Source organism: Kitasatospora sp. NPDC033851, assembly GCF_055576085.1.
Window position 1 is genome coordinate 126405 of the sequence record NZ_JBVIRL010000020.1, and the last position, 19204, is coordinate 145608.

The 19204-nt window shown below is 73.5% G+C and carries 15 protein-coding genes and 1 riboswitch; of the genes, 9 read left to right on the forward strand and 6 right to left on the reverse strand.

The features are described 5' to 3' along the window. The first annotated feature begins 96 nt into the window (after positions 1 to 96). Positions 97 to 747 (forward strand): dihydrofolate reductase family protein, encoded by a 651-nt coding sequence (locus ACZ51D_RS31585; RefSeq protein ID WP_465619911.1) that lies wholly within the window; start codon positions 97 to 99, stop codon positions 745 to 747. Here the strand turns inward: ACZ51D_RS31585 and ACZ51D_RS31590 are convergent. Continuing rightward, positions 656 to 1756 carry an EamA family transporter gene (locus ACZ51D_RS31590; RefSeq protein WP_465664195.1) on the reverse strand — a complete coding sequence of 367 codons (1101 nt, stop codon included), beginning with the start codon at positions 1754 to 1756 and terminating at the stop codon, positions 656 to 658. The genes ACZ51D_RS31585 and ACZ51D_RS31590 overlap by 92 nt on opposite strands. A gap of 132 nt (positions 1757 to 1888) precedes the next feature. Here ACZ51D_RS31590 and ACZ51D_RS31595 point away from each other — a divergent pair, with 132 nt between their 5' ends. From ACZ51D_RS31595 to ACZ51D_RS31615, 5 genes are all read left to right on the forward strand, one after another. Beyond that, the gene (locus ACZ51D_RS31595; RefSeq protein WP_465664196.1) at positions 1889 to 2314 is read left to right on the forward strand and encodes a gamma-glutamylcyclotransferase family protein; all 426 of its coding nucleotides are present in this window, start codon (positions 1889 to 1891) and stop codon (positions 2312 to 2314) included. Positions 2315 to 2570: 256 nt separating this feature from the next. After that, positions 2571 to 3809: a precorrin-6y C5,15-methyltransferase (decarboxylating) subunit CbiE gene (gene cbiE / locus ACZ51D_RS31600; protein ID WP_465619906.1), complete on the forward strand. Its 1239-nt coding sequence runs from the start codon at positions 2571 to 2573 to the stop codon at positions 3807 to 3809. Next, the gene (cobM, locus tag ACZ51D_RS31605; protein ID WP_465619904.1) at positions 3806 to 4567 is read left to right on the forward strand and encodes a precorrin-4 C(11)-methyltransferase; all 762 of its coding nucleotides are present in this window, start codon (positions 3806 to 3808) and stop codon (positions 4565 to 4567) included. Before cbiE ends, cobM begins: the two co-directional genes overlap by 4 nt. Next, positions 4567 to 5322 (forward strand): cobalt-precorrin-6A reductase, encoded by a 756-nt coding sequence (locus ACZ51D_RS31610; RefSeq protein ID WP_465619902.1) that lies wholly within the window; start codon positions 4567 to 4569, stop codon positions 5320 to 5322. The genes cobM and ACZ51D_RS31610 overlap by 1 nt, the downstream gene beginning before the upstream one ends. A 56-nt stretch (positions 5323 to 5378) precedes the next feature. Next, a complete protein-coding gene (locus ACZ51D_RS31615; RefSeq protein ID WP_465619901.1) occupies positions 5379 to 5882 on the forward strand; it encodes a DinB family protein in 504 nt (167 codons plus the stop codon). Positions 5883 to 6123: 241 nt separating this feature from the next. Here the strand turns inward: ACZ51D_RS31615 and ACZ51D_RS31620 are convergent, their stop codons facing one another. Together ACZ51D_RS31620 and ACZ51D_RS31625 are read right to left on the reverse strand one after the other, a co-directional pair. Next, entirely contained in the window at positions 6124 to 7653 is a 1530-nt protein-coding gene (locus tag ACZ51D_RS31620; RefSeq protein WP_360489817.1) for a UDP-N-acetylglucosamine 1-carboxyvinyltransferase, read from the reverse strand. Between the two features lie 194 nt (positions 7654 to 7847). Then, positions 7848 to 9032, reverse strand: a complete 1185-nt coding sequence (locus ACZ51D_RS31625) for a cobalt-precorrin-5B (C(1))-methyltransferase (protein ID WP_465619897.1) — start codon at positions 9030 to 9032, stop codon at positions 7848 to 7850. A 335-nt stretch (positions 9033 to 9367) separates the two neighbouring features. Between ACZ51D_RS31625 and ACZ51D_RS31630 the strand changes: the two genes are divergently transcribed. Next, positions 9368 to 11107, forward strand: coding sequence for a TIGR03767 family metallophosphoesterase (locus tag ACZ51D_RS31630; RefSeq protein ID WP_360489821.1), 1740 nt, complete (start codon positions 9368 to 9370; stop codon positions 11105 to 11107). A gap of 142 nt (positions 11108 to 11249) precedes the next feature. On the opposite strand, the gene ACZ51D_RS31635 is transcribed toward ACZ51D_RS31630, so the two are convergent. The 3 genes from ACZ51D_RS31635 to ACZ51D_RS31645 are packed head-to-tail and all read right to left on the reverse strand — an operon-like array spanning position 11250 to position 14874. After that, a complete protein-coding gene (locus tag ACZ51D_RS31635; protein WP_465664197.1) occupies positions 11250 to 12770 on the reverse strand; it encodes a precorrin-2 C(20)-methyltransferase in 1521 nt (506 codons plus the stop codon). After that, positions 12767 to 13393, reverse strand: a complete 627-nt coding sequence (locus ACZ51D_RS31640; RefSeq protein ID WP_465664198.1) for a precorrin-8X methylmutase — start codon at positions 13391 to 13393, stop codon at positions 12767 to 12769. Before ACZ51D_RS31640 ends, ACZ51D_RS31635 begins: the two co-directional genes overlap by 4 nt. Then, positions 13390 to 14874, reverse strand: coding sequence for a hypothetical protein (locus ACZ51D_RS31645; RefSeq protein ID WP_465664199.1), 1485 nt, complete (start codon positions 14872 to 14874; stop codon positions 13390 to 13392). The genes ACZ51D_RS31640 and ACZ51D_RS31645 overlap by 4 nt, the downstream gene beginning before the upstream one ends. 296 nt (positions 14875 to 15170) lie before the next feature. Continuing rightward, a riboswitch (cobalamin riboswitch) is annotated at positions 15171 to 15256 on the forward strand. Between the two features lie 47 nt (positions 15257 to 15303). Between ACZ51D_RS31645 and ACZ51D_RS31650 the strand changes: the two genes are divergently transcribed. After that, positions 15304 to 15480 (forward strand): hypothetical protein, encoded by a 177-nt coding sequence (locus tag ACZ51D_RS31650; protein ID WP_465619891.1) that lies wholly within the window; start codon positions 15304 to 15306, stop codon positions 15478 to 15480. Next, positions 15477 to 19112, forward strand: coding sequence for a cobaltochelatase subunit CobN (cobN, locus tag ACZ51D_RS31655; RefSeq protein WP_465619889.1), 3636 nt, complete (start codon positions 15477 to 15479; stop codon positions 19110 to 19112). Before ACZ51D_RS31650 ends, cobN begins: the two co-directional genes overlap by 4 nt. The last annotated feature ends 92 nt before the right edge of the window (positions 19113 to 19204 follow it).

Genomic DNA, 19204 nt, shown 5'->3' on the forward strand with positions numbered 1-19204 from the left:
ACTACGACCGGAGTACTATAATTGTCGTGGTTCATGGAGCAGGCCTGGACGGCCCGCGCCGCGTCCCGATCCCGTTCATCGATCCCGAGGACCTGAATGCGCAAGCTCAGCTACTTCGTCGGCACCACCATCGACGGCTTCATCGCAGCCCCGAACGGTGACTTCGACTTCTTCATGCCGCACCTCACCGAGGACTTCGCCCCGACGCTCTTCACCGAGTACCCGGAGACCATCCCCACCCCCGGCCGCACGGCGGTCGGCATCGCGGAGGCACCCAACAAGCGCTTCGACACCGTGCTCCAGGGGCGCGGCAGCTACGACGTCGGGCTGGCCGTCGGCCTCACCAGCCCGTACGCCCACCTGCGGCAGATCGTCTTCTCCCGCACCCTGGAGTCGAGCCCGGACCCCGCGGTGGAGGTCACCGCCGAGGACCCGCTGAGCGTCGTCCGCCGGCTCAAGCAGGAGGACGGGCTCGGCATCTGGCTCTGCGGGGGCGCCGACCTGGCCGGCCGGCTGCTGCCCGAGATCGACGAACTGATCATCAAGCAGTACCCGGTGGTGGCCGGGTCGGGCATCCCGCTGTTCCGCACGGGCTTCGAACCGCGCACCTTCACGCTCACCGACAGCCGGGTCTTCGAGCGTGGGAACGTCATCCTCACCTACGCCCGGACGACACCTTCGACGGACGCGAACGCGCAGGACGCGCAGGACGCCCCGGGCGCGCAGAACGCCGCGGCCGCCGGCTGACGCTCACCACCAGGCAGACGCCCGCGACCACGATCGCCCCGCCCGCCAGGGTGGGGCCGGTCAGCGGCTCGGCCAGGATCAGCCAGCCCAGCAGCACCGCGACCACCGGGTTCACGTACGCGTACGTGCCGACCAGCGTCAGCGGGGCGGAGCGCAGCAGCCAGGCGTACGCGGTGAAGGCGACCAGCGAGCCGAACACCACCAGGTAGGCGAGGGCCAGCCAGGACCGGCCGGAGACGGTCGCCAGGTCCAGCCCGTGCTGCTCACCGCGGACCAGTCCGATCAGCAGATCGCAGAGGCCGCCGGCCAGCATCTGGTACGCGCTCGCGGCGAGCACGTTGCCCGGCAGCGGGATCTTCTTGCTCGCGAAGGAGCCGGCCGACCAGAGCAGCGTGGCGCAGATGATCAGGATCACGCCGAGCGGCTTGATGGACCCACCGATCGCCGGGGCCGACAGCACACCGAGGCCGACCAGCCCGAGCAGCACACCGGCGAGCTCGGCGGGCTTCGGACGCTCACCGCCGAAGGCCGTCAGCACCACCATCCACAGCGGGACGGCCGCCACCAGCAGAGCGGCCAGGCCGGAGGGCACGGAGGTCTCGCCCAGGACCACCAGTCCGTTGCCACCGGTCAGCAGCAGCACGCCGACCAGGGCGGCGGAGGCCAGCTGGCGTCCGCTCACCTTCAGCCCGGCCGGGCCCTGGCGCACCAGCAGGTAGCCGGCCAGCAGGAGGCCCGCGGTGAGGAAACGGGCGGCGGCGGAGAGGAACGAGGGCATCGTCTCCACAGCGATCCGGATCGCCAGGTAGGTCGAGCCCCAGACGACGTAGACGACGGCGAGGGCCAGCCAGACCGCGCCGCCGAGGCGGGCGGCGGGGCGGGCGTCGCCGAGCGGGGACGGGCTGGTGGAGGGGGTGGTGGAGGGTGTTGTGGTGGACAGGCTGGTGGAAGGCGTGGCGGGGGCGGGACCGGGGGCGGTGGCTGGTTGGGATGAAGCGGGCGATGTCATGTGTGTCCCCCTTGGACGGTGCTGGCCGAACATCCGATATGACAGCGCATCGACGACCTGGTGCGCCAGTCGGTATCACGAATCGGACCGGAGGACGTACCGTGGGCGCTCCCCAGCCAGGAGGTCGAACCCGTGTCCGAGTCCGAGGAGGACCTGCCCTTCTTCGTCTACGGCACCCTGCGCAGCGGCGGCCGCAACCACGCTGCGCACCTGGCCGGACGCTGTGCCGACGTCCGCCCGGCGGTACTGGACGGCGCCGCGCTGCACGCGGGCCCCGGCTTCCCGTACGCGGTGCTCGACGCGACGCCCGGACGCCGGATCACGGGTGAGCTGGTCACCGTACGCCCGGGCGCGTACGCCGGAGCACTCGCGGCCCTGGACCTGCTGGAGGAGTGCCGCGCGGACGGGACCGGGCTGTACGTGCGGCGGCGGATGGCGGTGCGGACGGCGGCGGGTGAGCCGCGGGACGCGTGGGTCTACCTTGCCGGGCCGGCCGCCGAGGCGCGACTGCGCGAGCGGCCGGCGCTGATCGAGTCGGGGGACTGGGCGGACAGGTGACGGCTGACGGGGGCGGCTGACGGCTGACGGCTGACGGGGGCGGCTGACGGCTGACGGCTGACGGCTGACGGCTGACGGCTGACGGGGGCGGCGAATAACTGACAGCGGACAGAGTTCAGCGAACAGAGTTTGAAATCTGTCATCTGTCATCTGTCCCCTGTGAGATCCGGCCCGGACCTCCCGGATACCGCCAGGTAGGCTGCCCCGGCCAGCATGATCGCTGGATCCCCAGGATCGAACGGACGAGGAGCCACCGGTGCCCGAGCTGCCACCCCCGATCACCGTCGTCGGGATCGGGGCCGACGGCTGGCCCGGCCTCGCCGCCACCTCCCGGGCCGCCCTGCGGGACGCCGAGGTGGTCGTCGGCGGCCCCCGCCAGCTGGACCTGCTCCCCGACGACGAGGTCACCGCCGAGCGCGTCCCCTGGCCGTCCCCGTTGCGCCCGGCCGTCCCCGGCCTGCTCGCCGCCCACGCCGACCGCCGCGTCGCCGTCCTGGCCAGCGGCGACCCCATGTTCTTCGGCATCGGCCGCACCCTCGCCGAGACCGTCGGCGTCGAGCGGCTGCGCGTCCTGCCGCACCCCTCCGCCGTCTCCTACGCCTGCGCCCGGCTCGGCTGGCCGCTGGAGGCGACCGAGGTGGTCAGTCTGGTCGGCCGCCCACTGGACACCCTCGCGCTCGCCCTTCACCCCGGCCGCCGCCTGCTGGTGCTCAGCGCCGACGCCGCGACCCCGGCCGCCGTCGCCGCGCTGCTCACCGAGCGCGGCTACGGCACCGCCCGGCTTCGTGTCCTCGAGAAGCTCGGCCACCCGCGCGCGCGGCAGCTCGACGGCCCCGCCGACGGCTGGCCGCACCTGCCCGGCGACCCGCTGAACCTGATCGCCGTCGAACTCGGCGACGGCCCCCGCAGCTCCCTCGTCCCCGGGCTGCCCGACGCCGCGTTCGAGAGCGACGGCCAGCTCACCAAGCGCCACGTCCGCGCCGCGACCCTCGCCACGCTCGCCCCCTCCCCCGGCGAGCTGCTCTGGGACGTCGGCGGCGGCTCGGGCTCGATCGCCGTCGAGTGGCTGCGCGCCCACCGCGACTGCCGGGCCGTCAGCGTCGAGCGGGACCCGGTGCGCGCCGAGCGGATCGCCCGCAACGCCGCCGCGCTGGGCGTGCCCCGGCTGCGCGTGGTGACCGGCCCCGCCCCCGCCGCGCTCACCGGACTCCCCACGCCCGACGCCGTGTTCATCGGCGGCGGCCTCACCGTGCCCGGCCTGCTGGACAGTTGCTGGGCCGCACTGCGCCCGGGCGGCCGGCTGGTCGCCAATACCGTGACCCTGGAGTCCGAGGCGCTGCTCACCGAGTGGTACCGACGCCACGGCGGCGAACTCGTCAAGCTGGCCGTCGCCCACGCCGTCCCGGTGGGCGGCTTCACCGGGTGGCGCCAGGCCATGCCGGTCACCCAGTGGTCCGCCGTCAAGACCGACACCCCCCAGGAGGACGCCTCGTGACCGTCTACTTCATCGGAGCCGGCCCGGGTGCCGCCGACCTGATCACCCTGCGCGGCCAGCGCATCCTGGCCCGCACCGAGGTCTGCCTGTTCGCCGGCAGCCTGGTGCCGCGCGAGCTGCTGGACGAGTGCCCGCCCGGCGCCCGGCTCGTCGACACCGCCCACATGACGCTGGACCTGATCATCGACGAGATGTCCCGCGCCCACCGCGAAGGCAAGGACGTGGCCCGGCTGCACTCCGGTGACCCGTCCGTCTTCTCCGCCGTCGCCGAGCAGATGCGCCGCCTGGACGCGGTGGGCATCCCGTACGAGGTGGTCCCCGGCGTGCCCGCGTTCGCCGCCGCCGCGGCCGCGCTGAAGCGGGAGTTGACCGTGCCGACCGTCGGCCAGACCGTCATCCTCACCCGGATCGCCAAGCGCGCCACCCCGATGCCCGAGGGTGAGGACCTCGCCACCCTCGGCCGCAGCGGCGCCCTGCTGGTGCTGCACCTGGCCGCCGGATACGTGGACGACGTGGTCGAGCAACTGCTCCCCCACTACGGCGCCGACTGCCCGGCCGCCGTCGTCGCGATGGCCAGCCGTCCGGACGAGCTGGTGCTGCGCGGCACCGTCGGCGACATCGCCGAGCAGGTCAAGGCGGCGGGCGTGGTCCGCACCGCCGTCATCCTCGTCGGCCGGACGCTGGCCGCCGAGCACTTCCGCGACAGCCACCTCTACTCGGCGGACCGTGAACGCCCGCACGAGCCCTGCGGGTCCTGATGCGCCACCTGCTCATCCTCGGCGGGACGACGGAGGGGCGGACGCTGGCCGCCGCCCTCGACGGCCGCCCGTCCCTGCGGGTCACCAGCTCGCTGGCCGGTCGGGTCGCCCAACCCCGGCTGCCCGCCGGGGAGGTGCGGATCGGCGGCTTCGGCGGCCCGGACGGCCTGGCCGCCTGGCTGCGCGCCGAGCGGGTGGATGCCGTCGTCGACGCCACCCATCCGTTCGCCGCCGGCATCTCGCGGAACGCGGCCCTCGCGGCCTCCGCCACCGGCGTGCCGCTGCTGGTGCTGCGCCGCCCCGGCTTCACCCCCGTCGACGGGGACCGTTGGCTCCCCGTCCCCTCGCTCGACGCGGCGGCCGAACTGCTGCCGCGGCACGGGGAGCGGGTCTTCCTCACCACCGGACGCCAGGGCCTCGCCGCCTTCGCCCACCTCGACGGGGTCCACTTCCTCGCCCGCTCGGTCGACCCGCCCGAGCCACCGCTGCCGCCGTCCTTCGAAGTCCTGCTGGACCGCGGCCCGTTCACGCTCGACGGCGAACGGGCGCTACTGCGCGAGCACCGCATCGACGTCCTGGTCACCAAGGACAGCGGCGGCGCCGCGACCGCCCCCAAGCTGACCGCCGCCCGCGAACTGCGCCTGCCCGTCATCATCGTGGAGCGTCCGCCGGTGCCGGACGGCGTGCCGGTCGTGCCGGACGTCGAGGGCGCGGTGCGCCGGCTGGAACAGCTGGGCCTGGAGCCGCCGGGCTGAGTCCGGTCCGTGAAATTGCCGGGCGGTCCCGCCGACCGCCCCGGCAGGATGGCCTGATGAGCGACGACCAGCGCACCCCGACCCCGCGTACCTCCGACGAACGCACCACCCTGACAGGCTTCCTGGACCACCAGCGCGACACCCTCGCGATGAAGTGCGCGGGCCTGACGACCGAGCAGCTCCGTGCCCGGGTGCTGGAACCCTCCGGGCTCTCGCTGCTCGGCCTGGTCCGGCACCTCGCCGAGGTGGAGCGCAGCTGGTTCCGCAACGTCTTCAACGACGAAGCCAGGCCCGGTTTCTGGAAGAACCCCGACGGCACGTTCGCCGAGTTCGACACCGAAACCGCCGACCCGGACGAGGCCTTCGCGATCTGGCGCCGCGAGTGCGACCACTCCCGGGAACTCGTCGCCGCCGCGGAGTCGTTGGACGTCCTGGGCCGCCACGGCGAGGAAGTCTTCTCGCTGCGCTGGATCCTCACCCACATGATCGAGGAGTACGCCCGCCACAACGGCCACGCCGACCTCCTCCGCGAACACCTCGACGGCACCACCGGCGAGTAGCACCCGCGAGTAGCACCGGCGGCTGGCACCGGAGCCTGGCGGCGCCAGAGGGAGCAGGGATGCGGACCCGCCAGAAGGAACGCGATCCGGCTGGTTCGAGAACGGCGGTCGCCCTGGGCGCCGAACAACCCGGTGTTCGTGGAGTACCTGAACACCGGGTTGGACGTGGCCATCCTGCTGACCGGACTCAACGGGTGGGGCCTGTCAGCAGGATGACGGTCTATCAGATATTTCGAATATCTCAGATGTCGCGGAAGGTCTCGATCTGGGCGCCGATCGAGTTGAGGCGCTCGGCGAGGTCCTCGTAACCGCGGTTGATGACGTAGACGTTGCGCAGGACCGAGGTGCCCTGGGCGGCGAGCATCGCGAGGAGGATGACGACGGCGGGGCGCAGCGCCGGGGGGCACATCATCTCGGCGGCGCGCCAGCGGGTGGGGCCCTGGACCAGCACGCGGTGCGGGTCCAGGAGCTTGACGTCCGCGCCGAGGCGGGTCAGCTCGGTGAGGTAGATCGCGCGGTTGTCGTAGACCCAGTCGTGGATCATCGTGGTGCCGTGGGCGGCCGCGGCGATGGCGGCGAAGAACGGCACGTTGTCGATGTTGATGCCGGGGAACGGCATCGGGTGGATGGTGTCGATCGGGGCGGTCAGCTTGGAGGGGCGCACCGTGAGGTCGACCAGGCGGGTGTGGCCGTTGTGGGCCCGGTACTCCGGGGTGCGGTCGTAGTCGAGGCCCATGCCCTCGAGCACGGCGAGCTCGATCTCCAGGAACTCGATCGGCACCCGGCGGATCGTCAGCTCGGAGGAGGTGACGACGGCGGCGGCGAGCAGGCTCATCGCCTCCACCGGGTCCTCGGCCGGGGTGTAGTCGACGTCGCAGGTGATCTGCGGGACGCCGTGCACGGTGAGGGTGGTGGTGCCGATGCCCTCGATCCTGACGCCCAGCTTCTCGAGGAAGAAGCAGAGGTCCTGGACCATGTAGTTGGGCGAGGCGTTGCGGATGACGCTCACGCCGTCGTGCCGCGCGGCGGCGAGCAGGGCGTTCTCGGTGACGGTGTCCCCGCGCTCGGTCAGGACGATCGGGCGGTCCAGCGGGGCGCCCGGCTCGACCGAGGCGTGGTAGGCGCCGCCGGTGGTGGCGACCTCCAGGCCGAAGCGGCGCAGCGCGGTCAGGTGCGGCTGGACGGTGCGGGTGCCGAGGTCGCAGCCGCCCGCGTACGGGATGGCGAAGTGCTGGGCGCGGTGCATCAGCGGGCCAAGGAACATCAGCACGCTGCGGGTGCGGCGGGCGGCCTCGACGTCCATCGCGGCGAGGTCCAGCTCGGCGGGCGGGGTGAGTTCGAGGTCGCGGCCGTCGTTGATCCAGCGGCTCTTGACGCCGATGCTGGTGAGCACCTCGAGGATGCGGTAGACCTCTTCGATCCGGGCGACGCTGCGGATCGTGGTGCGGCCGGTGGTCAGCAGCGAGGCGCAGAGGATCGCGACGCAGGCGTTCTTGCTGCTGCGGACGTCGATGGCGCCGGAGAGGCGGGTGCCGCCGGCGACCCGCAGGTGCATCGGGCCGGAGTAGCCGAGGGAGACGATCTCGCTGTCGAGGGCTTCGCCGATGCGGGCGATCATCTCAAGGCTGACGTTCTGCTTGCCCTGTTCGATGCGGTTGACCGCGCTCTGGCTGGTACCGAGTGCCTCTCCGAGCTGCGCCTGGGACCAGCCGCGGTGCTGGCGCGCGGTACGGATGAGGGTGCCGATTCGGGTGAGATAGTCGCCTGTCACTCGCCAGACCATATCTCATGGCTGAGATGACGATGGAACCGATGGACGGTGCGGCGCTCCTTTTGTCCGTTTCCCTCCCTGTATGGCCGTCAGATCTTCACATCACCACGTGGTGTCGTCACGCTCCCGTGACAGTCGTGACAATGTCACGGGCCCGGCGGCATCACAGCCCGCGGCATGACGGCCCGGCGGCATCACGGCCCCAGTGGCTCCGCCCGGCCGACGACGGTGCCCGCGCGGTCGATGCAGATGACGTCCACCGCGACCGGCGAGCCCCGCAGCACGCCGAGCGCCGTCGCCCGGGCCGCCTCCGCGACCAGGTCCCCGAGCGGAACCCCGGCCGCGCGGCACAGCTGCACCGCCTCCAGACCCGTGTTGGCCGCCGCCACCGCCTTCGCCAGCGCCTCGTCCGCCCCACCCCGCCGGGCCAGTTCGGCCAGGTACCCCTTGTCCACCTGGGAGCGCGCGGAGTGCAGGTCGAGGTGGCCGGCCGCGAGCTTGGACAGCTTGGCGAAGCCGCCCGCAATGGTCAGCCGGGGCACCGGGTGGCGCTTCAGGTACTTGAGCACGGCGCCGGCGAAGTCGCCCATGTCCAGCAGCGCGTCCTCGGGCAGCCCGTGCACCGCGACCGCGACCTTCTCCGAGGTCGACCCGGTGCAGCCGGCCACGTGCGTGCGCCCCGCCGCCCGGGCCACGTCCACGCCGCGGCGGATGGAGTCGATCCAGGCCGAGCAGGAGTAGGGGACGACGATCCCGGTGGTCCCGAGGATCGACAGGCCGCCGAGGATGCCGAGCCGCGGGTTCCAGGTCGAGCGGGCGATCTCCTCGCCGTGGTCGACGGAGATCTCGACCACCACGTCCCCGCTGCCGCCGTGCTCGGCGGCCACCTCGGCGACGGCGTCCCGGATCATCTGCCGGGGCACCGGGTTGATCGCCGGCTCGCCGACGGGCAGCGGCAGGCCGGCCTTGGTGACCGTCCCCACCCCCGGGCCGGCCCGGAACACCACCCCGGCACCGGGCCGGCCGGCCCGTACGGTCGAACGGATCAGTGCACCGTGGGTGACGTCGGGGTCGTCGCCGGCGTCCTTGACCACTCCGGCCATGGCACTCCCACCCGCGGCGAGCTCCTCGGCGGTCGGCCCCCCGTCCAGTTCCTCGGCGGCGAGGGCGAAGGCGGGCCGCTGGCCCTTGGGCAGGGTGATGACCACGGGGTCGGGGAACTCGCCGGTGAGCAGCGCGGTGTACGCGGCCTTGGTGGCGGCGGTGGCGCAGGCGCCCGTCGTCCAGCCGTGCCGCAGGCCGCTGCTCTTCAGCTGACCTGCCCGGCCTCCCGCCCCGGCTTCCGCCTGGGCTGCGCCTTCGGCTCCCGCTGCGGCCACCTGCGCCTCGCTTCCGACGGCGCCCGCGCCGTCCGTCCTGCTTCCCGGGCGGCCGGTCCGGCCGCCGCCGCCGATTTTCCCCCATTCGCCCGGGCGGGGCCCGACCGGGGTGGCCCGTGGCACCCCGGGGCGGGGGCGCCGGGAAGCCGGTGTGCGAGCTGCGCGGGAGCCGTTGTCCCGCGTTCCCGAAGTGTTCTCCGCACGGGTCTCGCTCCCTGGGCCTACCAGTGAGTAATCTGGCGGTCCGCCAGAAGCGGGGTCATGACACGTGGGTCCGGTGATCGGGTAGTCCGCCCGGCCGGGCCATCAGTATGTGGGGGTTTTTTGTGGCAGGGATGAGTCGGCGTACGTTCCTCACGGGTACGTCGGTGGCCGCCGCGTGGTCCGCCTTGTCGCTGGGCGGCGCACAGTTCGCCTCCGCCGCGACGCGCGACCAGGCGCTGGCGACCACGGCCGCGCGGGCGGTCAAGGTCACCGGGACCACGCTGGAGCAGGTGGCCACGCCGGTCGGCACCGGCGGCTACAAGCGGCTGACGGCCGGGCCGGGCTGGCCGCTGGTGGTCCGCGGCGACCTGGCGGCGGCGGGCACCGGACGGGACGACCGCCGCACCGGGCTGGCCAGCTTCGTCCAGTTCAGCGACCTGCACCTGGTGGACACCGAGTCCCCGGTGCGCTTCGAGTACCTGGCCCGGTACAACGGCAGCGCCTACCGGCCGCAGGAGGCCCTGAACGCCCGCGGCGTCTCGGCCCTCGTCGAGCGGGTCAACTCGCTCGCCACCGGCCCCTACACCGGCATGCCGTTCAGCATGGTGATGGCCACCGGTGACAACACCGACAACCACGAGCTCGCCGAACTCGACTGGTACCTCAAGGTCATGGGCGGTGGCCGACTGGCCCAGAACACCGGTGACCCGAACCGCTACGAGGGCGTCCAGAACTCCGGCAACGCGGCGTACTGGAACCCCGAACTCGCCTACAGCGACGGCTACAAGGCCAAGGGCTTCCCGCTGGTGCCCGGCTTCCTCTCCGCCGCCGGCCGCCCCTTCGACGCGCCCGGCCTGCGTACGCCCTGGTACACGACGGTCGGCAACCACGACGACAGCATCGAGGGCACGCTGCCGGACCTCGGGCTGCTCAACGACCTCTACACCGGCCAGTACAAGCTGGAGGGCTGCGACGACGCGACGGCCGCCCAGCTGACGGACTCGCTGCGCCGCGACCCGGCGGGCGCCGTGCTGCTGCTCGCCAAGCTGATCGCCGACGGCGAGGCGGTGCGCCGGATCACCCCGGACGAGCGCCGCAAGCCGTTCACCCTCAAGGAGTTCGCCAAGGCCCACCTGAACCCGGCGGTCACCGGCGCGGGCCCGTTCGGGCACGGCTTCACCTCGGACATGGTGAGCAGCGGCAAGCTCTACTACACCTTCCGCATCTCGGAGAAGGTGGTCGGCATCAGCCTGGACACCACCAACCAGGCCGGGTTCGCCGACGGTTCGCTGGGCACCGCGCAACTGCGCTGGCTGGAGCAGCAGCTGCAGGCGCACAGCGGGCACTGGTACGACGCCGACGGGCGCCGGGTGACGGGCGGCAGCACGGACGACGTGATCATGCTCTTCAGCCACCACACCAGTACCTCGATGGGCAACCTGCTGCCGGACCCGCGCAACATCTTCGAGCGGCGGCACGACGGCAACGAGCTGGTGACGCTGCTGCAGCGCTACCCGAACGTCGTCGCGTGGGTGAACGGGCACACTCACATGAACAAGATCACGCCGCACGGCCACGCGGTGCCGGAGCGGGCGTTCTGGGAGATCAACACCGCCTCGCACATCGACTACCCGCAGCACGGCCGGATCATCGAGGTCGTGGACAACGGGGACGGCACGCTCTCGCTGTTCACCACGCTGATCGAGTCCTCCGCGCCGTACACGACGGACTTCGGCGGCACCTCGGACGCCAACCTCGCGGCGCTCTACCGCGAGCTGTCGTACAACGACCCGAACGGGCGGCCGACGGCGCTGCTGGGCGCGGGCGAGGACCACAACACGGAGCTGCTGATAGCCAAGCCGACCCGCTGACGGCCGGCAGACAACGGCTGGCGGGCAACGGCTGGCGGGCAACGGCTGGCGGGCAACGGCTGACGGCTGACAGGTAACAGCAAACAGAGGACAGCTGACAGATGATGAAATCTGTCAGCTGTCCTCTGTCATTCGTCCGCCGTCACCCCTCCGGGTATCGCCGGGGCGTCCAGACGACCTCCACGCCGCCGCCCCGCTCGACCGCCTGGGTCTGCGAGGAGCCGATCAGCAGGATCGTCCGCATGTCGACCAGCGCCGGATCCAGCTCGCCGAGCCGGACGATCCGCACCCGCTCGGTCGGCCCGCCGACGTCGCGCGCCATGACCACCGGGGTCTCCGGCGCCCGGTACTCCAGCAGCAGGTCACGGGCGAGGCCGACCTGGGTGGTGCGGGACTGCGAGCCCGGGTTGTACAGCGCGAGCACCAGGTCCGCCTCGGCGGCGGCGCGCAGCCGCTTGGCCACCACGTCCCAGGGCTTGAGCCGGTCCGAGAGCGACACCACCGCGTAGTCGTGCCCGAGCGGGGCACCGGCCCGGGAGGCGGCCGCGTGGGCGGCGGTCATCCCCGGCAGGATCCGCACCGGGACGTCCCGGTAGTCCTCCTCGCAGGCGACCTCCAGCACGGCGGTGGCCATCGCGAACACGCCCGGATCGCCCGAGGAGACCACCGCGACCCGGTGCCCGCGCCGGGCGAGGTCCAGGGCGTACTCGGCGCGCTCCGACTCCACCTTGTTGTCCGAGCCGTGCCGCCGCTGCCCGGGGCGCTCCGGCACCCGGGCCAGGTAGGTGGTGTAGCCGACCAGGTCGGTGGCCTCGGCCAGCGCGCCGCGCGCCTCGGGGGTGAGCCAGAGCGGTCCGGCCGGCCCGGTGCCGACGACGGTCACGCTGCCCACGCCGTCCGACAGCCGGACCTCGGGCTCCAGCGGCGCGACCTTGCTCGGCAGCACCGCGACCGAGAAGTACGGCACCGTCTCGCCGTCGATCTCCGCGAGCGGCGCGATGCGCTCCCCCGCCATGAAGGCCCGCTCGACGTACTGGGCGTCCGCCAGCCTCCCGGCCCGTTCCAGGGCCCGGCGGACGGTCGGGAAGGTGCGCCCCAGCTTCATGATCACGGCGGAGTCGGCCGACGCGATCCGCGCCGTCAGCTCCTCCTCGGGCAGCGTGCCGGGGATGACGGTGAGCGTCTCGTCGGCTTCGGTCAGCGGCCGTCCGAGCCGGGCCGCCGCCGCGCTGACCGAGGTCACGCCGGGCACGACCTCGGTCGGGTAGCGGTGCGCGAGGCGCTTGTGCATGTGCTGGTACGAGCCGTAGAAGAGCGGGTCGCCCTCGGCGAGGACGACGACGTCGCGCCCGGCGTCCAGGTGGGCGGCCAGCCGGGCGGCGGCCTCCTCGTAGAAGTCGTCCAGCGCGCCCCGGTAGCCGCCGGGGTGATCGGTGGTCTCGACGGTGAGCGGGTAGACCAGCTTCTCCTCGATCTGACCGCCCGTCAGGTATCGTTCGGCGATCGAGCGTGCGATGGACCGGCCGTGCCGGGCGCTGTGGTACGCCACCACGTCGGCCTTGCCGATGAGTTCGGCGGCGCGGACGGTCACCAGCGACGGGTCGCCGGGGCCGAGTCCGACGCCGTACAGCCGTCCGGCCGCGGCCTTCTGATGATCCGTCACTCTTCTTCGCTCGCAATCGCGTTGATGGCACCGGCCGCGATCGCGCTGCCGCCGCGCCGGCCACGCACCACCAGGTGCTCCAGGCCGGACGGGTGCTCGGCCAGGGCCTGCTTGGACTCGGCGGCGCCGATGAAGCCGACCGGGACGCCGATCACCGCGGCCGGGCGCGGCGCGCCCGCCTCGATCATCTCCAGCAGCCGGAACAGCGAGGTCGGCGCGTTGCCGACGGCGACCACAGCGCCCTCCATCCGGGGCAGCCACAGCTCCATGGCCGCGGCGCTGCGGGTGTTGCCCATCTTCCGGGCGAGTTCGGGCACCGACGGGTCGGTGAGAGTGCAGATCACCTCGTTGTCGGCGGGCAGCCGCTTGCGGGTCACCCCGCTCGCGACCATGTTGACGTCGCAGAGGATCGGCGCACCAGCGTGCAGCGCGGCGCGCGCGGAGGCGACCACGCCGGGCGAGTACACCAGGTCCTCGACCAGGTCGACCATCCCGCAGGCGTGGATCATCCGCACCGCGACCTGGGAGACGTCCGCCGGGAGGGCGGTCAGATCGGCCTCCGCGCGGATGGTGGCAAAGGACTGGCGGTAGATGGACGCGCCGTCCTTCTCGTACTCGATCACTTCGTGGTCCTCCTGGCCTCGGCGACCGCCTCGGCCATCTCCTCGTTCGACACGTCGTTCGTCAGGTCGTTCGTCACGGCATTCGTCACGCCGTTCGTCACGGCATTCGTCACGGCATTCGTCACGCCGTTCGTCACGGCGTTCGCCACGTCACCGACCGTGGGGCCGACCGTGGGGGCGGCCGCCGGTCCTTTCACCGTCACCCGGTAGCCGTGCCCGGTGGCGAGCACGTCCACCCACCGCCCGGCCGGGTGGCCGCAGCGCCGTTCACAGCCCGACCAGTGCACGGGCAGCGCGCCGGACCCCGCGCCGCCGCCCGCGGGCCAGGGGCCGGCGTCCAGCGCCCGGGCCGCGTCCGAGCGGACGTCGGCGAGCGACTTGGCGCACCCCGGCAGCCCGGTGCAGGCGGTGGCCCGCTCCCAGGGCGAGCCCGGCTCGGTACGGAACCCGGCCTCGGCGAGCGCGGGCAGCAGGTCGGCGGGCGCGCCGGGCAGGACCACGCCACGCCAGGGCGTCAGCCGCAACCCACCGGACGACGCGGACGACGCGGACGACGCGGACACCGAAGCCGACGCGTCCGCCGAAGCCGAGGCAGCCGCGGCCAGCGCCCGCCACTGCGCGGCGCTCGCACGGCCGAAGCGCAGGCCCACCGAGAGCCCGCCGGGGTGCGCGCCGACGGCGGGCGCCGTACCGGCGAAGGCGGGCAGCGGCACCGAGCCGGCCGGCAGCAGGTCGGGCACCTCGCGCAGGTGCCAGGCCTGGCGTCCGCTCGTCCGCAGCGCGTCCAGGAAGGAGCGGGCCGCGTCCAGCACGGCCGTCACCTCCTGTCCGGCCCGGACCGGGTGCCCGTGGCTCGACCGCCCGAGGCGCAGCACGGTGGGCCGCTCCGAAGCGGCGGCCCGCGAGCCTGCGATCAATGTCACATCGGCGTCGAGCGCGGCGACGTCGCCCCGCCCGTCGTCCAGCGCGAACAGGAACTTGCCGGAGAGCCCGGCCGCCCAGTCGCTCGCGCACAGCCGCGCGTCCAGTTCCCGCACCCAGGCCTGGACATCGGCGACATCGGCTACATCGGCAGAAGGTGCAGAAGGTGCGGAAGGTGCGGAACCGGTGGCGTCCAGCCCGGCCAGCGGCGAGGCGACGATGTTGCGGACCCGTTCGTGGGTGTCCGAGGGCAGCAGGCCGACGGCGCGCAGCCGTTCGGCGAGGTCCGCCGCGCACTGCGAAGCCAGGCCGCGCAGTTGGACGTTGCCGCGCGAGGTGGTCTCCAATTCCCCGTCGCCCAGGGCCTCGGCGGCCTCGGCCAGCGCGAGCGCCTGACGGACCGTCAGCAGGCCGCCGGGCAGGCGGATCCGGGCCAGGGCGCCGTCGTCGGCCGGGTGCAGACGCAGCGCCCCGGGGCAGGCGTCCGCGCGCCCCCGGTCGGGCACCTCCCGGTCGGGCACGGCGGCGCCCGGCGCGGTGGCGTCGGGTGTCGGTGGCATGGCGGCGAGCATACAGATGATCCGATCGGTTGCCTCCGTCCGTTGCATCACACTCCGGCGCACCCGACGCGTGCGCCCGGCGGGCGTCCCGGGCAGTGCGAGCCCATGCGCCGGGCGGGCGTCCCGGGCAGTGCGAGCCCATGCGCCGGGCGGGCGTCCCGGGCAGTGCGAGCCCATGCGCCGGTCGGCCCGGAGTGCGCGACCGAAAGCTCACTCTCCCCCAGCTCAGCCGCACCCCGTACGATGCTGGGCGGACGGTCCTGGCGGACCGTCCGCACGCCAGCGACGGCGCAGGGGAGGAAACCGGTGCAAGCCCGGTGCGGTCCCGCCACTGTGACCGCGGTTCACCGGGAAACCGGTCGGCCGCGGGAGCCAGGAACTCCTGCCGTCCTCCACCGGCCCGGGGCGCGGACCCCGAGGAAGGCAGAAATGCACCAGCGCTGTCGCATGCCCGCGCACGCGTCCACGGCCGTCAGCACGGCCGCCCCGGCCGTCACCACGGCCGACCCTGCCGTCAGTACGACGGCTCCGGCCCGCATCCAGGCCGTCCCGGCCGACTTCACGGCCGTCCTGGCCACCCTCGAGGCCGGGAGGGCCTTCTCATGATCCTGCTGCTGTCGACGTCCGACACCGACCTGCTCAGTGCCCGCGCTTCCGAGGGCCCGGTGCGCTACCGGCTCGGCAACCCGGCCCGGCTCACCCCCGAGGACCTGCCCGCGCTGCTGGAGGGCACCGACCTCGTCGTGGTCCGCCTGCTCGGCGGGCGCCGTGCCTGGCAGGAGGGCCTGGACGCGCTGCTGGCCGGCCCCCGCCCGGTGGTGGTGCTGACCGGTGAGCAGGCCCCCGACGCCCAGCTGATGGAGCTGTCCACCGTCCCGGCCGGCATCGCCGCCGAGGCGCACGCCTACCTCGCCCACGGCGGCGCGGCCAACCTGGCCGAGCTGGGCGCCTTCCTCTCCGACACGGTCCTGCTGACCGGCCACGGCTTCGCCCCGCCCGCCTCCGCGCCGGCCTGGGGCCCGCTGGAGCGCGAGGCCCGTACGTCCGAGGGTCCGACGGTCGCGGTGCTCTACTACCGCGCCCACCACATGAGCGGCAACACCGCCTTCGTGGAGACGCTCTGCCGGGCCGTCGAGGACCAGGGCGCCCGGGCCAAGGCCTACTACTGCGCCTCGCTGCGCGGCGCCGAGCCCGAGCTGCTGGCCGCGCTCGGCGAGGCCGACGCGATCGTCACCACCGTGCTCGCCGCCGGCGGCACCCGCCCGGCCGACGCGCAGGCCGGCGGCGACGAGGAGGCCTGGGACGCGGGCGCGCTCGCCGCACTGGACCGCCCGATCCTGCAGGCGCTCTGCCTGACCTGGTCCCGCGCCCAGTGGGAGAGCAGCGACGACGGCCTGTCCCCGCTGGACACCGCCACCCAGATCGCCGTGCCGGAGTTCGACGGCCGCCTGATCACCGTCCCGTTCTCCTTCAAGGAACTGGACGAGGACGGCCTGACCGTCTACGCCGCCGATCCGGAGCGCGCCGCCCGGGTGGCCGGCACCGCCGTCAGCCACGCCCGGCTGCGGTACGTCCCGGCCGCCGAGCGCCGCCTCGCGCTGGTGCTGTCCGCGTACCCGACCAAGCACGCCCGGGTCGGCAACGCCGTCGGCCTGGACACCCCCGCCAGCGCCGTCCGCCTGCTGCACCGGCTGCGCGAGGAGGGCATGGACCTCGGGGACAGCCTGCCCGGCCTGGACGAGGGCACCGAGGAGGGCCACGAGGGCGACGCGATCATCCACGCCCTGATCGCGGCCGGCGGCTACGACCAGGACTGGCTCACCGAGGACCAGCTGGCCCGCAACCCGGTGCGCATCCCCGCCGCCGACTACCGCCGCTGGTACGCCACCCTCCCCCAGGCCCTGCGCGAGCAGGTCGAGGAGCACTGGGGCCCGGCCCCCGGCGAGCTGTACGTCGACCGCTCGCAGAACCCGGACGGCGACATCGTGCTGGCCGCGATCCGCTCCGGGAACCTGCTGGTCCTGATCCAGCCGCCGCGCGGCTTCGGCGAGAACCCGGTCGCGATCTACCACGACCCCGACCTGCCGCCGAGCCACCACTACCTGGCCGCCTACCGCTGGATCGAGGCCGCGCAGGAGGACGGCGGCTTCGGCGCCCACGCCGTCATCCACCTCGGCAAGCACGGCAACCTGGAGTGGCTGCCCGGCAAGACCGCCGCGCTGTCCGCCGAGTGCGGCCCGGACGCCGTCCTCGGCAACCTCCCGCTGGTCTACCCCTTCCTGGTCAACGACCCGGGCGAGGGCACCCAGGCCAAGCGCCGCGCCCACGCCACGCTGGTCGACCACCTCGTCCCGCCGATGGCCCGCGCCGACTCCTACGGCGACATCGCGCGCCTGGAGCAGCTGCTGGACGAGCACTCCAACATCGCCGCGATGGACCCGGCCAAGCTGCCCGCCATCCGCGCCCAGATCTGGACCCTGATCCAGGCGGCCAAGCTCGACCACGACCTCGGCCTGGACGAGCGCCCCGAGGACGACGGCTTCGACGACTTCCTGCTGCACGTCGACGGCTGGCTCTGCGAGGTCAAGGACGCCCAGATCCGCGACGGCCTGCACGTCCTCGGCCAGGCGCCGACCGGGACCGACCGGGTCAACATCGTGCTCGCCATCCTGCGCGCCCGGCAGATCTGGGGCGGCGTCAGCGCACTGCCCGGCCTGCGCGAGGCGCTCGGCCTGGACGAGGCCGCGCTGACGCTCGGCGCCACCGACGCGGCCGAGGCCGAGGCCCGCGCCCTGGTCGAGGCGATGGAGGCGGCGGACTGGGCGCCCGAGGCGGTCGAGAAGGTCACCGCCGACCTGCCGGAGACCGTCCAGGAGGCCGTCCGGGCGGTGCTGGCCTTCGCCGCCGCCCAGGTGGTGCCGCGCCTGGCCGCGACCACCGACGAGCTGGACGCGGTGCTGCACGCGCTGCAGGGCGGCTTCGTCCCGGCCGGCCCGTCCGGATCGCCGCTGCGCGGCCTGGTCAACGTCCTGCCGACCGGCCGCAACTTCTACTCGGTCGACCCGAAGGCCGTCCCCAGCAAGCTCGCCTGGGAGACCGGCCAGGCGCTCGCCGCCTCGCTGATCGAGCGGTACACCGCCGACAACGACGGCGCCTACCCGCCCTCGGTCGGCCTCTCGCTCTGGGGCACCAGCGCGATGCGCACCGCCGGCGACGACATCGCCGAGGCCTTCGCCCTGCTCGGCGTCCGCCCGGTCTGGGACGAGGCCTCCCGCCGGGTCACCGGCCTGGAGCCGATCCCGCTGGAGGAGCTGGGCCGCCCGCGCATCGACGTGACGCTGCGCATCTCCGGCTTCTTCCGCGACGCCTTCCCGCACGTCGTCGCCCTGCTGGACGACGCGGTGCGCCTGGCCGCCGCCCAGGAGGAGGCCGACGAGCAGAACTTCGTCCGGGCCCACGTCCGGGCCGACGTGGCCGTCCACGGCGACGAGCGCAAGGCCACCGTCCGCGTCTTCGGCTCCCGCCCGGGCACGTACGGGGCCGGCCTGCTCCAGCTGATCGACAGCCGGGACTGGCGCACCGACGCCGACCTCGCCGAGGTGTACACCGTCTGGGGCGGCTACGCGTACGGGCGCGGGTTGGACGGGCGGCCGGCCCGCGAGGAGATGGAGACCGCGTACAAGCGGATCACCGTCGCCGCGAAGAACACCGACACCCGCGAGCACGACATCGCCGACTCGGACGACTACTTCCAGTACCACGGCGGCATGGTGGCCACCGTCCGCGCCCTCACCGGCAAGGCGCCGACCGCCTACATCGGCGACTCCACCCGCCCGGAGACGGTCCGCACCCGGACGCTGACCGAGGAGGCCGCCCGCGTCTTCCGTGCCCGCGTGGTCAACCCGCGCTGGATCGAGGCGATGCGCCGGCACGGCTACAAGGGCGCCTTCGAGATGGCCGCGACGGTCGACTACCTGTTCGGCTACGACGCCACCACGGGCGTGGTCGCGGACTGGATGTACGAGAAGCTGACCCAGGAGTACGTGCTCGACCCGGTCAACCGGGAGTTCCTCGCGGGCGCCAACCCGTGGGCGCTGCACGGGATCAGCGAACGCCTGCTGGAGGCGGCGAGCCGCGGGCTGTGGGAGCAGCCGGACCCGGAGCTGATCGCCCAGCTGCAGGCCGCGTTCCTGGAGACCGAGGGGGACCTGGAGGGCGGCGAGGGCGGCGAGGGCTGAGGCCCGCCGTTCCGGCGCCCGTTCGAAAGGTGGGTCGCCACCGCCCTGTTGGTGTTCCCGTCGTCCATTCGGGTGACGGGAACACTGGTGGG

What these genes read in the sequence shown, in the direction of transcription:
- ACZ51D_RS31585 (WP_465619911.1), top strand. Translation starts at nt 97, where the DNA reads ATGCGCAAGCTCAGCTACTTCGTCGGCACCACCATCGACGGCTTCATC.
- ACZ51D_RS31590 (WP_465664195.1), bottom strand. Translation starts at nt 1,756, where the DNA reads ATGACATCGCCCGCTTCATCCCAACCAGCCACCGCCCCCGGTCCCGCC.
- ACZ51D_RS31610 (WP_465619902.1), top strand. Translation starts at nt 4,567, where the DNA reads ATGCGCCACCTGCTCATCCTCGGCGGGACGACGGAGGGGCGGACGCTG.
- ACZ51D_RS31615 (WP_465619901.1), top strand. Translation starts at nt 5,379, where the DNA reads ATGAGCGACGACCAGCGCACCCCGACCCCGCGTACCTCCGACGAACGC.
- ACZ51D_RS31630 (WP_360489821.1), top strand. Translation starts at nt 9,368, where the DNA reads ATGAGTCGGCGTACGTTCCTCACGGGTACGTCGGTGGCCGCCGCGTGG.
- ACZ51D_RS31645 (WP_465664199.1), bottom strand. Translation starts at nt 14,874, where the DNA reads ATGCCACCGACACCCGACGCCACCGCGCCGGGCGCCGCCGTGCCCGAC.
- ACZ51D_RS31650 (WP_465619891.1), top strand. Translation starts at nt 15,304, where the DNA reads ATGCACCAGCGCTGTCGCATGCCCGCGCACGCGTCCACGGCCGTCAGC.
- cobN (WP_465619889.1), top strand. Translation starts at nt 15,477, where the DNA reads ATGATCCTGCTGCTGTCGACGTCCGACACCGACCTGCTCAGTGCCCGC.